Genomic DNA, 13,148 nt, shown 5'->3' with positions numbered 1-13,148 from the left:
ATGGAAGAGTATAACGGGTAGAGCGCGGAATTTAATGAAGATGGGTGTAGTAAAGTCAAGGGCTTATCAGTTGTCTAATACCCGTAAGGGGTACTGTAGGACTGCAAACAGCCCGACATTACTTACAACCCTCGACAAGAAGTTCTTTATTGGCCTTGGACTAGATGGATTCGCAAATTATTACTATTGGAAAACGACACACCAAACGAAGTTATTCTAGCAAACCGCTGTATACCGAACGGTACGTACAGTGGTGTGAGAGGACAGATAGGGAACTAATCCCTATCTTCCTACTCGATTAAAATCTATTTCATCAAATAGTCAGGCGGAAAAAGTTTTTGTCCGTATTTTTCAGCAATAGCTCCAAACTTTTGCATTAATTCTGGATTCATTTCTGGTGGAGGCAGAAAGGTATTGGCTTCGACGGGTACGCCTATTTCTTCGAACATTTCTTCCATCCCTGCTGGTGTAACAATGCAAAGCATGTGCGCCAGATTCTTCTTCAGATTTTTAAACTGATGAATTAATCCACCTTTAGGGATATTTACGAATGAACCCTTTTTTGCAATATATTTTCTTTCTTCGGTAGTAAATTCAATTTCTCCATCCAAAATATAAAAGGCTTCTTGTATATCGGCATGAGCATGTGGGCCAGGGCCACCGAAAGAGGGTACAAGCATATCAATCACTGCATATTCTCCGTTTGTTTCTTTTCCTGAAATAATTATTCTGTAGGTATCGCCCATTACAGATATACTTTTGCCATCTTGGGCATCAATCGTTGTTAGTTTATTAAATATATTTTCCATACTTTTTCTAACTGTTAATGAAGTACTTATCTAACGTTTGGTCTGCTCACTTGTTTGATTTAATTTATAGAAGATTAATCAATTTTATAACGAAATTGGCAATCTGGATACAACAATAAGATATTTAATAAATGGGCAAGGCAATTAGGTTCATATTCTTTGGAAATTACTTTGTTGGCATTTTAGCTGTTGCACTAACGCTAGAAGCCACTTTGCAATTGAGATTGCCTTTCAACTCACTCAATTATTACTTGTTGCTATTTTTGGCGCCAACCATATATTACACCTACGCATACAATAAAGTTTCTACAAGCCCATCTACAACAAACCCTCGAAATCAGTGGTATTACAAACACAAAGCATTTATCAACTGGAGCCAAGGCATATTATTCGTGTTGTGTATGTCGCTTGCGGTAAATCTTCTGTATCAAAACTTCAATAACATCTTAAATCTTCCGGCGAGTTATTGGTCGGCAATTATCATCATTATTATTGCCGGAGGATTATATTATGGATTACTGCCAAAATCTTTTTTAAAATTTAATCTTCGTAACACAGGGTGGCTTAAGGCCTTTGTTATTGGCTTTGTTTGGGCTTGTTGCGCCAATGTTTTGCCCTTAATCATGCTAAAAATCGAAACAGGGGTTGGTTATCACGATTCCGTATTATGGACTTGGCTTTTTATTAAAAATTGGATGTTCTGCACCGTAAACGCAATTATTTTCGATATTAAGGATTATCCAACGGATGCCAATAAACATTTAAGAACTTTTGTGGTACGCTATGGATTAAGACGCACAATTTTTTACATCCTTATTCCACTTTTAATCATCGGTTTAATCTCTTTAGGGATATTTGCAGATTACAAAGGCTTTGGTTTACCGCAGGTTTTCTTCAATGTTTTGCCATTTATCTTAACTATTTATGTCGCCTATTCCATGCATCGCAGGAAAAACATTCTCTACTATTTAATGGTGATTGATGGACTTATTTTGTTTAAGGCTGTCTGCGGGATTGTAGGAATGCAGTTTGTTAAGTAACTTATATGTTGTCTGATATTTCAACTTAACCTGAAAAATAATGGTCAATAATTACGATAAAATAGCTAACCAATATGACTTCTTAAGTCGATTGGTGTTCTTTAAATCGCAAGTTAATGCCCAGATCGATCAATTAAAATTTTTACCTAAAAACAGTTCGATACTTATTGTAGGCGGTGGAACTGGCTGGATTTTAGAAGAAATTTCAAAGATTCATCCCTCTGGTTTACAAATAATTTATGTCGAAATATCGTCCAAAATGATTGATCTTTCTAAAGTAAGAAGTTTCGGAAACAACAAAGTTGAATTTGTTAATGTAGGTATTGAGGAATTTAATTCAGCTGTTGAATTCGATTTAATTTTAACACCTTTTCTATTTGATAATTTTTCAAAACCAAGGGCTGAAAAAGTTTTTATCCAACTTGATAACTTGTTAAAGAAAGATGGTTTGTGGTTTTTGGTAGATTTTTCCTTGAGTGATAAAAATGGAAAATGGTGGAAGTGGATGGTGTTGAAATTGATGTACACATTCTTTAAAATCTTGGGAATAGTAGAGGCAGCTAAGCTTATCGATATGAAGCCTTATTTCCTGACTGCTAGATATGAAATTATCAAAGAAAGATTTTATTATGGAAGTTTTATCAAAGCAATTGTTTTTAAAAAGTGACAATAATAAATGCAACTAAGTTGTATTTAAGTATTTTTATTCGGATTTTCGTGTCAAATTAGTTTTATGGATTTTGATGTAATCATTATTGGTGGCAGTTATGCGGGTTTATCGGCTGCTTTGGCATTGGGTAGAGCAACTAGAAAAGTTTTGATTATTGATAGTGGAAAGCCTTGTAACAGGCAAACGCCACATTCACATAATCTCTTAACACACGATGGAGATCAACCAGCAGTTATATCTGCCGAGGCCAAAGCAGAAGTTTTAAAATATCCAACGGTAAAGTTCTTTGATGGTAAAGCTGTTTCTGCTGTAAAAATTGAGGATGGTTTTGAAATTAGTTTAGAGAATAGAGATGCTTTTACGGCCAGAAAAATATTAATCGCTACCGGACTAAAAGATGTTCTGCCAGAAATTAATGGATTTAAAGAATGTTGGGCAATATCTATTATTCATTGTCCTTATTGCCATGGTTACGAAGTTAAGGATGAAAAAATTGGCTTAATGATGAATGGCGATCATGCTTTTGAAATGGCCAAAAACTTGAATCTTTGGAACAAGGATTTAACCATTTTAACGAATGGTCGATCAACATTAACGCAAGAACAGACTGAAAAGCTTAAATCGAAATCGATAAAGATTGTGGAAGATGAAATTTCAGAATTCGTACACTCCAATGGAATACTTCAAAACGTAGTTTTTAAAAGTGGGCAAAGTTTAGCCTTAAATTCTATTTACGCTAGAGCCGAGGTTGAACAACAGGTAGATTTTGATGTCCAGTTGGGTTTTGAACTAACCGAATTAAAAACGATAAAAGTTGATGAGTGGCAACAGACAACAGTAAAAGGTGTTTATGCCGCAGGAGATTGCACAACCCTATTTAGGTCGTTATCTATAATAATTGCTGCCGGAACTATGGCCGCCGTAATGATGAATAAAGAAATGATTTCAGAGGATTTTTGAAGAATCATCTGAAATTAGAATAAGATTGCACCAGCAACTGTAGCAATAAACATTGCGGTAATTACAATTCTATCAGCGGTTATCCACTGTTCCTTAGTTAAAGGGTTTGCAACTTTTTTTACTGTTTCTGTCTTTTGCCTGGCAAGCCTGAAAACTGATGTGTCTAATTTAATAATCATTGGGAAATGTTTTTATAGGTTGTTTTTCCTAGTTCAAATCTTGCGCCAAATAATTAAAAAATTGTGGAATTGTTAATAACTTATATTTTTTCTTAAATAATTGATATTTATACTGTTATAAATACAGATTCATATATCTGTCTGATGATTAAGCTGTACAAAATAAAGAACAGCTTAATCATTTTACTTGTATAGTAATGAGTGTATTAGCCTTTAATATCGCTGTTTTCTAAGGCTTTTAGTTTACTGTTCTTTTTACCATACCAAAAGTAAACGGCTAAGCCAATTGCTAACCAAACTGCCAATCTCAACCAAGTTTCCCAAGGCAGAAAAATCATCATCGCCACACAGGTTAAAATGCCCAAAATAGGAATTAGTGGAACCCAAGGAACTCTAAAAGGGCGTTTCGCCTCTGGATCGGTTTTTCTTAGGATTAAGATGCCAACGCAAACCATTAAGAAAGCCAGCAAGGTTCCAATGCTCGTCATTTCGCCTACTACGTTCATGGGTACGAATGCAGCGAACAGAGCAATGAAAACACAAAGAATGATATTTGATTTCCATGGCGTTTTAAATTTCGTATGAACATCAGAGAACATTTTTGGCAATAATCCATCTTTACTGATGGAATAAAACATTCGCGATTGCGCCATTAAATCAATTAAAATAACAGAGGTATAACCAATTAATATGGCTAAGATTATGGCCTGACCGAGCCAATCGCCGTAAGGTGTTTTGGCAATTGCAACAGCCACGGGAGCACCACTATTGGCAAACTCCTTATAATTAGCCAAGCCCGTCATTACGTGTCCGAATAAACCAAAAAGAACGGTGCAGATTACCAAGGTACCAATAATACCAATCGGTAAATCTCGTGCTGGGTTTTTCGTTTCTTGGGCAGAAGCAGCAACTGCATCAAACCCAATAAACACAAAGAAAACCAACCCAGCTCCACGTAAAACGCCGCTCCAACCAAAATGCCCGAAAGTGCCAGTATTTTCTGGAATGTATGGATGATAATTTGCAGGATCTATATATTGCCAACCCAAGGCGATAAAAACCAAAACAACACCAACCTTTAAGAACACTATAATACCATTTACAATCGCCGATCCTTTTGTACCACGAATTAAAATAGCAGTCATTAAAACGACCACCAAGGCCGCAGGTATATTGATGATTCCGTGAACGGTAGATCCATCGGCAAGTTTGGCGGTTTCGAAAGGGGATAGAGTAAGCTGTGGAGGCAGGTAAATATGCAAGCTTGCTAAAAACTTGGTTAAATATTGCGACCAGCTAATGGCAACTGTTGCGCAGCCCACAGAATATTCTAGCACTAAATCCCAACCGATTATCCACGCAAAAAGCTCACCCATGGTAGCATACGAGTAGGTATAGGCGCTACCTGCAACGGGAATCATCGAGGCGAATTCTGCGTAACAAAGCGCTGCAAATCCACAACCTAGTGCCGCAATAACAAAAGATAAAGTTACAGCAGGGCCAGAATGATTGGCAGCAGCTAATCCAGTGATCGAAAATAATCCAGCACCAAGGGTTAAACCAACGCCAATCAATATTAAATTTATTGGTCCTAAGGTTCTTTTTAGTGTTCCTTCTCCACTTTCGTTTGCCTCGGCTACGATGCTGGCAATAGATTTCTTCATAGATACTATAGTGTTTTCATGGGGATGAAAAAGATCAGATGCCAGGCAATTTTAACGAACAACAAAATGCTGCAATGATGGTTTTCATGAAAATAAGTTAACGTGCTGCAAAATTATTAAAATATATTAATTCTATAGTATTTGTATAGATTAAGTTTGACATATTTCTTCATTTTCGTATAAATTGGAGTTTTAGTGCTCAAGCAGGATCTCGATAGCATCTTACGGGAAATGAAAAGCAGACTACCTAATCTCTTAATTTTCTCCCGCAGATTTAAGGGATTTCCGCAGAAAAGATAGGTTTATTTCCAGAAGATTCATGGTGATTTGACTTCCTTTAATATAAATCTTAAGACTTTTTTGTGTGCCTTTGGCGGTAAGTTCCTTGCAAAATCCTAACCAATCTAAACCTGATTTCGCCAAATAGCGCCCGATTTTTTCTATCGGGACTATAGGCAGAAGCAGGACTGCTGCAACCGAAAAACTACTGAAACTGCTTTCCAAAAAATACAAATTACTAAGTATTCTCTATAAAACTGATGAGTTGCTAAAATCAAAATTAAAATTATATAATTCATTATCAGGTGTTTAACGATAAACTTATAACTATTTTAGTACTATGTATTGCATAGTATTGTATAAAACATATATCTTTGTTTTATGATAGCAGAAAATACGCAAACGCAAATGCGGAAAGGAATTCTGGAATACTGTGTTTTATCAATCATCTCTCGGGGCGAAATTTATGCTTCGGATATTATTGCCGAATTAAGATCGGCAAAACTATTGGTGGTGGAGGGCACTTTATATCCATTATTAACCAGGCTTAAAAACAATGGTTTGTTAAGCTATAACTGGGTAGAATCTACCTCAGGCCCGCCCCGTAAATATTATACCTTAACCGAACTTGGTAAGGATATTTTATCACAATTAGATCAAACCTGGCAAGAATTGGCTTATGCTGTAGGTATTTCTCAAAAAGGGGCCAACTCATAATTATTAAAAAGAAATGGAAAAGACCATCATCATCAATATAGGGAACACGATTATTCACATCGAAGAAAGTGCCTATGAACTCTTAAAGATTTATTTAAACGAAGTAAAACAACATTTTGTTAATCACGCCGACGATTTGGAAATCGTAACTGATATTGAAAATCGTATTGCCGAACTTTTAACCGAGCATTTAACCGAAGAGAAAAAACAGGTTGTTGACGCCAATAATGTCAATGCTGTAATTGCTCAAATGGGTAGAGTGCAGGATTTCGACGGAGCCGAAGAAAATGAAGAAGAGCCAGTAGTAAATAGCAACTACCAGTTCCATGCAGAGAAAAAATTATACCGCGATATGGATGAGCGTGTAATTGCTGGTGTTTGTTCGGGTATTGCGCATTACATTAATACCGAAGCAAAATGGATTCGCCTTGCCACTCTACTTACAGTGTTTTTAGGTGGTGCTGGAGTTTTGGTTTATGCTATCCTTTGGATTATTATGCCAAAAGCAAAATCGCGTATCGAAAGAATGGAAATGAAAGGCGAGCCTGCAAACTTACAGGGTTTTCAAAAGAATTTGGATGAGGAACTACTAGCCGTTAATCAGGGTTTAGCTATTGCAGGTAAACATACTGGATCAATTTTCCGTCAGATAGGCATATTTATTGGCGAGTTTTTCGAATGGCTTGGCCGCTTTATTGGTGGCACTGGAAAAGTGATTTTTAAGGTAATTGCCGGTTTCATTATCATTTTTGGCATTCTGTTTTTGTTGGCGCTTATTATAAGTGCAGCAGCTTTCCAGGGCTTTTGGGATTCGAGTGTTTACGAATATTTTCCATTCTCTATTGTAAACGAGAACAGCCGTGGTGTAATTTTATTCAGCGCATTTATTGTGTGTTTCATTCCTATTCTGGCGCTCGTGTTGTTTTCTATTCGTGTTGCGTTTAACAAACAAGCCATTAATAAAACACTTTCATTTGCCTTATTGATCATTTGGCTAGCTGGTGTAGCTTCTGCTGGTTATTACGCTGCAAAAATATCTTCGGAGTTTAAACAACATGCCGAATTAACACAATCTGCCGACTTAAAATCTTTCAAAACTTATGTAATTGATATTGATAAAAGTAAATATTTTAGCAAGGAAGACAGCATTGCTTATCACATTGATGCCAACCAAAGTAGGCAAATTGTTACCGATGATTTTGAAAACGGACCTTTTGTTTCACCAAACAACGTTCGCATTAATATTGAGAAAAGCGAAAACAGTGCTACTCGTTTAACGCAGAAATACGAATCGCAAGGAAAAACTTTCTCGAGTGCCTTACAAAATGCTCAAAATATAGATTACAAATATTCGCTAAAGGATTCCGCTATTGTTTTCAGTCCGCGTTTTCAATTGAGAAAAGGAACCATTTGGAGAAACCAAGAAGTTTGGCTAAACCTTGAAGTTCCGGTGGGTACGAGGATCATTTTAAAAGAGGATGCTTACCGATACATTAACAATTATGGAACGTGGGATTGTGGCGAAACTGAAAATGATAAAAACGATTATACGGTTTGGGTAATGACTGAAGATGGTTTGAAATGCGTAGCTCAGTTAAAAGAGGAGGCTATTAAGAAGAATAAGTTGAAACAAGAACTTCTTAATCTAGATTTTTTGAAGAAAAATAGGGCAACCGATACGCTTTACCAAGATTCCCTATCAAACAGAATTAAAGAAGTTAAAGAAGAGTTAGGTATCAAGGTTGAATAAAATTTACAGATCAGTTTTGACAAATTATTTCTAAAGCGTTAGAAATTTGTCAGAGCTAAACCAATAAAAAATCATGAAAAATTTATTAGTGCTGATGGCATGCCTTATGGTGTGTGGGGTTTCCTTTGCCCAAAAATTAAGTCAAGTTACAGGAAAAGTAATTGATGAAAAGGCTGTGGCTGTGCCATTTGCAATTGTTAAACTAGTAAATTTTCCAGATACTACGGTTGCAAAAGTTGTAGCGACAGATATTGATGGCGCATTTAAATTTGATAAGCAAAAGAGTGGTGATTACGTTTTATTGATCTCGATTGTTGGCTTTAAAAATAAGCGAACGGAAAAGTTTTCATTAACTGAAGATTTGAAAATGGCCGATATCATTATCGAAAGTAGTTCAAGACAATTAAAGGAAGTGAGTGTGCAAGGCCGTAAGCCTTATATCGAACATCAAATTGATAAAACCGTTTTAAATGTGGAGAACAGCATAGTCTCATCGGGTAGTACCGCTTTAGAAATATTAGAAAAAGCGCCTGGGGTACAAGTTGATCGACAGAGCGAGCAAATTTTATTGAACAACAAATCGGGGGTAATGGTGATGATTGATGGAAAGAACAATTTCCTATCTACCGCAGATTTAGCTGTTTATTTAGGGAGTTTAAACAGCAGCCAAATCGCCACTATAGAGATTATAACTAATCCATCATCCAAATATGATGCTGCAGGAAATGCCGGAATTATCAACATTAAATTGAAAAGAAACAAAGCTTATGGTACCAATGGGAGTGTTTCATCAACCTATCGCAATGCGATAAGAGCAAATTTACCCAAGAATATTTATGGCTCTGATGTAAATTTCAGTATTAATAACCGGAACAAAAATTGGAACTTTTACAGCAATGCGAATGCCTCCAAAAACAATAATTTTTCGAACTTATTTTTAGAACGAACCACCAATAATGATGGCTTGCAAAGTGCTTTTAATCAAAACTTTCAAAAGATATACACTGGTTCTAGGTTAGCAGCCAAGCTTGGTGCAGATTATTATGCTGGCGAAAAAACAACCATAGGTGTTATGTTTGATGGAAGTACAAGTACCCGAAAGCTGGATAATTTTTCGCAAACCTTTATTAATGAAACTCAATCTGGAATAACGAACAATAATTCGCTGGTTTTAAATTCTGATGCCAATACACCTAATAAAAATTATAGCGCAAATTTTAACATTAAGCACGAATTTAAAAAAGAAGGTGCAAGTTTAAATTTCGATGCCGATTATTCGGGTTTTAATTATACGGGGTTAGAAAACTTTAATACTAATTTTTATAACGAAAATGGGCTTATCTATAACAATACCATCATTAAGAATGACAGTAAGACCGACATCAATATTTTTGCTTCCAAAGTAGATTTTACATGGCCAATATCGAAAACAGCTAAGCTGGAAACAGGCTTGAAAAGTAGTTTTGTTAAAACCAATAACGATTTTTTATCTTCTAATTTAGTAAACGGTTCATGGCAAAATATTGTAGGGCAAAGTAATAATTTCATTTATAAAGAAAATGTAAACGCCGCTTATGCAAACCTTTCTAAGGATTTGGGCAAGTGGCAAATCCAAGCTGGATTAAGGGCTGAATATACCAACGCCACCGGTATATTGGTTACTGATCACACAGCAGCAGATCAAAAGTACCTTTCTTTGTTCCCGACGGTTTTTGTCAATCAGAAAATTTCTGAAAATAGTAATTTGCGTTATTCGTATGGAAGACGTATCGATAGACCCAACTACCAGCAGTTAAATCCTTTTAATTTTTACATGGATCCGTACACCATTCAACAGGGAAATCCATATTTAAAACCTCAATTTACCAATAACTTCGAAGTGAGTTATAGTTATAAAAGTGGCTTGTCGTTCTCGTTAGCCTATTCGAAAATAAAAGATTTAATTTTAGATAGTAAAACCGCACAGAATGATAGTACCAGGATAGTTACGGTTGGGCAAGGTAATATTGGCAGCGGGCAATACTATTCTGCGGGATTATATTTCCCATTGAAGATTACAAAATGGTGGAATTTCCAGAATAATTTTAACCTCTTTTATAACAAATTTAACGATGACAATTTAGAGGGAGCACCTTTTGTATTAAGCAAAGTCTCTTATAATTTTAACCTGACCAGCACGATCACACTTGCCAATAACTGGGCAATAGAAACCAATTTTTGGCTAAATTCTCCAAGGGTTAAAGGTTTGGAGAAAACCATTATTTACCAATATGCCTTAAATACGGGTGTGCAAAAAAGTTTCTTAAACAAAACATTGAAACTTAAATTAAACATCGACGATGTTTTTCAAACCAATTATTGGAAAGGAACTTTGGACTACCAAAATGTTAATCTAAGGGTTCAAAATAATTATATCACTAGAAGAGCTTCATTTAATATCAGTTACAACTTCGGTAACCAAAATGTGAAATCAGCAAGATCTAGAAATACAGCAACTGACGATATTAAAGGTAGAGCGGGTTCTTAGTTTGGAGTTGTGAGTTTGGAGTCCTAAGTCCATAGGAGTAAGTTTTAATTTGCTAAACAATTAACCAAATAACTATTCCTAATAATTAAACAGTTTCAGCAATTAACTAATTTAAACAGTAACCAAATTAACCAATACAGACATGAAAACAATCATATACGGCATAGCGATTTTATTCGCTTCGTTAGGCTACAGTTGCCAAAATAGATCGGGCAACTTATCTTTAAATACAACAGACACCAATTCTGCATTCAGATTTGAGGCAAATTATGCTGAAGATAAAACAGCCAAGCTGAAAAAATACTTGGATAGTGCGCTAAATAATGAGCTTTCACTAGATCAGGATATTGATCTATTAGTTAATTTAAATGGAAAAGATAAGTTTAACTTAAAAGCAAAACAAGGTTGGTTACAGATCGATTTTGATAAACAGAATAGTTCTTTAAATGGATATGTGAAGTTGAAGAAACTAACGGAGGGGATTCAAAAAAAGTTGGTGGAGATGTAAAGGTTTAAGTTGCCTACTACTTAGCTTTTAAATTGAATTTTTTACCCACAACCTCTATTTTTTATCCTATATTTATCCCCTCGACTTCTTAGCTCAGCTGGTAGAGCAACAGACTCTTAATCTGAGAAAACCTAAACACTATTGTTGTTAAGATTCTCATTAAATTGCCTTAAACTTATATAAGGAACAGATTATTTAAGCTTTATGCGTAATTTATAAATCTGTTAATTGTAATCAAATATAACATATTTCTATGTAATATTAGAGAATTGGCGCACTATTGGCGCACCAATTATATCATGCATTCATCAGCAAAGCTATTAATAGATTGAAATCGCGTAACACATCTTGAGATTGTCGATTCAGATTATCTCTTTAATAATTTAATCGATTTTCCTTATATTGTAATATCAAATCACTCAACCTTTGGTGTAGACGTTTTTGGGATAGACTTATCCATCATGATAGTTAGAACTATGAACGATCTTAAGCCCAAATACGATTACTATACCAAGGAAGAGGCGACCTATATGTTGAAATAGATTAAAGATCTGTATATGAACCAGAGGACTTTAGAGTGATTTGAAATCTTATTGTCTATTTAAATGCTTTTTTTTATCTTGTAGTAACAAATCACTCAACCATAGATATCTTCATTTTTAGGATAGACTTAGGATAGTTATTAGTATCGATCTATTCAGTACCATAAGCCTAAAGGTGGTTATTTATCGTGGCAGAGGCGACCTATCTCTAGCTGTAGACGAATCTATATTTGACCAAAGGACTTTCGAGTGGTTTGTTAATTAAAATGCATTATGATAGAGAGCAAGCTCACTGTTATTAAATATTTCATCGGAATAGACGTCTCTAAAGCCACATTTAATTATTGCTTAAGATATGGAGGAGGGCATGTTTTGAATGGTAAAGTCGCAAATAACGTGGAATCAATCAAGGAATTTGTTATAACACTTAAAGAAATCTCAGGCTTCAAATTAGGCTATGCCATATTTGGAATGGAAGTCACCGGAGTATATGGTCTCATACTGATAAATACTTTAACCAAGATGAAGGCAAAAGTGGTTGTTGAACCGTCGATGAGAATTAAGAACTCCCTCGGGATCATTAGAGGCAAAAATGATAAACTCGATGCTGCTCGAATCGCTCGATATCTCATCAAGAATCTTCAGGAATTGAAGCTGTGGGTACCTCGCAGAAAAATTATAGATGAGCTCAGTAGCCTATCAACATTAAGGGAAAGAATGGTGAAGGTTGGTGTTATCATAACCACCCCGCTGAATGAAGATACTAACTTTATTGATCCAGCTATATCCGCGGCAAATATCAATCTATGCAATCCGTCAATTATTCAAATTGAGCATTTGATAACAACTATTGATATAAAGATCAAAGCTCTTTATACAAATGATGATCATTGTAACCGACTTATGAAGATTATGCTTTCTGTAATGGGAATAGGCCCCGTTACGGCTTTGCAGATGCTTATACATACCAATGAGTTTAGATCAATTACTAATGCAAGAACTTTTGCCTCTTACTGTGGGGTTGCACCATTTGAACATGATTCGGGAACAAGCGTTAAAAAAAGGGCAAGAGTTTCTCCTTTAGCAAATAAGCGAATTAAATCTTTACTTCATAATGGTGTAAGAACGTGCATCGCAAATGATCCAGAAATAAAAGCATATTACAAGCGTAGAGTTCAGGTCGATAAAAAGAACAAGATGTCAATTGGATATTCCGACCTATACTACACCACCCATTCCGAGGCATAGTACACCAGTCATTCCGAGCCAAAGTACACCAGTTTTTGTTTGAGGTAATTAAATATTCCGAGGCAAAGTGCACCACTTTTGGTTTATTGCAGGATTATTTCACTCTGCCATTCCGACACATACTGCACCACTATATTTACCATATCACGCAATTGGGCATAGTTTAACCCGCCAATTATATAGGTTTGGTAAGCATCAAGCTTACCCCTATAAATATGGCGAACAAACTGCTCAGCATGAATAAGATTAGACAGA

General features: G+C 35.6%; 12 protein-coding genes. 8 read left to right on the top strand and 4 right to left on the bottom strand.

Annotated features, from left to right (window positions below; genetic code table 11):
- Positions 1 to 305: 305 nt before the first annotated feature.
- Complete coding sequence (locus EZ449_RS22105) at positions 306 to 809, bottom strand: cupin domain-containing protein (RefSeq protein WP_131563025.1); 504 nt, start codon at positions 807 to 809, stop codon at positions 306 to 308.
- Between the two features lie 131 nt (positions 810 to 940).
- Here EZ449_RS22105 and EZ449_RS22100 point away from each other — a divergent pair, with 131 nt between their 5' ends.
- From EZ449_RS22100 to EZ449_RS22090, 3 genes are all read left to right on the top strand, one after another.
- Positions 941 to 1,849 carry a UbiA prenyltransferase family protein gene (locus EZ449_RS22100; RefSeq protein ID WP_131563023.1) on the top strand — a complete coding sequence of 303 codons (909 nt, stop codon included), beginning with the start codon at positions 941 to 943 and terminating at the stop codon, positions 1,847 to 1,849.
- Positions 1,850 to 1,889: 40 nt separating this feature from the next.
- Positions 1,890 to 2,516 (top strand): class I SAM-dependent methyltransferase, encoded by a 627-nt coding sequence (locus tag EZ449_RS22095; protein WP_131563021.1) that lies wholly within the window; start codon positions 1,890 to 1,892, stop codon positions 2,514 to 2,516.
- 66 nt (positions 2,517 to 2,582) lie between these two features.
- On the top strand, positions 2,583 to 3,479 hold the full coding sequence (locus EZ449_RS22090; RefSeq protein WP_131563019.1) for an NAD(P)/FAD-dependent oxidoreductase: 897 nt from the start codon (positions 2,583 to 2,585) through the stop codon (positions 3,477 to 3,479).
- A 14-nt stretch (positions 3,480 to 3,493) separates the two neighbouring features.
- On the opposite strand, the gene EZ449_RS22770 is transcribed toward EZ449_RS22090, so the two are convergent.
- The 3 genes from EZ449_RS22770 to EZ449_RS22080 all read right to left on the bottom strand — a co-directional run bounded on the left by EZ449_RS22770 (position 3,494) and on the right by EZ449_RS22080 (position 5,826).
- Positions 3,494 to 3,658 carry a hypothetical protein gene (locus EZ449_RS22770; RefSeq protein ID WP_165499834.1) on the bottom strand — a complete coding sequence of 55 codons (165 nt, stop codon included), beginning with the start codon at positions 3,656 to 3,658 and terminating at the stop codon, positions 3,494 to 3,496.
- A 206-nt stretch (positions 3,659 to 3,864) separates the two neighbouring features.
- The gene (locus tag EZ449_RS22085; RefSeq protein ID WP_131563018.1) at positions 3,865 to 5,322 is read right to left on the bottom strand and encodes an amino acid permease; all 1,458 of its coding nucleotides are present in this window, start codon (positions 5,320 to 5,322) and stop codon (positions 3,865 to 3,867) included.
- Positions 5,323 to 5,577: 255 nt separating this feature from the next.
- On the bottom strand, positions 5,578 to 5,826 hold the full coding sequence (locus tag EZ449_RS22080; protein WP_131563016.1) for a hypothetical protein: 249 nt from the start codon (positions 5,824 to 5,826) through the stop codon (positions 5,578 to 5,580).
- Between the two features lie 156 nt (positions 5,827 to 5,982).
- On the opposite strand from EZ449_RS22080, the gene EZ449_RS22075 reads away from it, so the two are divergent.
- The 5 genes from EZ449_RS22075 to EZ449_RS22055 all read left to right on the top strand — a co-directional run bounded on the left by EZ449_RS22075 (position 5,983) and on the right by EZ449_RS22055 (position 12,893).
- On the top strand, positions 5,983 to 6,318 hold the full coding sequence (locus tag EZ449_RS22075) for a PadR family transcriptional regulator (RefSeq protein WP_131563014.1): 336 nt from the start codon (positions 5,983 to 5,985) through the stop codon (positions 6,316 to 6,318).
- Positions 6,319 to 6,331: 13 nt separating this feature from the next.
- On the top strand, positions 6,332 to 8,068 hold the full coding sequence (locus tag EZ449_RS22070; RefSeq protein WP_131563012.1) for a PspC domain-containing protein: 1,737 nt from the start codon (positions 6,332 to 6,334) through the stop codon (positions 8,066 to 8,068).
- A gap of 73 nt (positions 8,069 to 8,141) precedes the next feature.
- Positions 8,142 to 10,595: an outer membrane beta-barrel family protein gene (locus tag EZ449_RS22065; protein WP_131563010.1), complete on the top strand. Its 2,454-nt coding sequence runs from the start codon at positions 8,142 to 8,144 to the stop codon at positions 10,593 to 10,595.
- Positions 10,596 to 10,737: 142 nt separating this feature from the next.
- Entirely contained in the window at positions 10,738 to 11,103 is a 366-nt protein-coding gene (locus tag EZ449_RS22060; RefSeq protein ID WP_131563008.1) for a hypothetical protein, read from the top strand.
- Between the two features lie 815 nt (positions 11,104 to 11,918).
- Positions 11,919 to 12,893, top strand: a complete 975-nt coding sequence (locus tag EZ449_RS22055) for a transposase (protein ID WP_131563006.1) — start codon at positions 11,919 to 11,921, stop codon at positions 12,891 to 12,893.
- Positions 12,894 to 13,148: the final 255 nt, after the last annotated feature.

Source organism: Pedobacter frigidisoli, assembly GCF_004331675.1.
Taxonomy (GTDB): domain Bacteria; phylum Bacteroidota; class Bacteroidia; order Sphingobacteriales; family Sphingobacteriaceae; genus Pedobacter; species Pedobacter frigidisoli.
The sequence above is the reverse complement of the archived record's forward strand: the minus strand, read 5'-3'. Positions and strand labels throughout refer to the sequence as shown.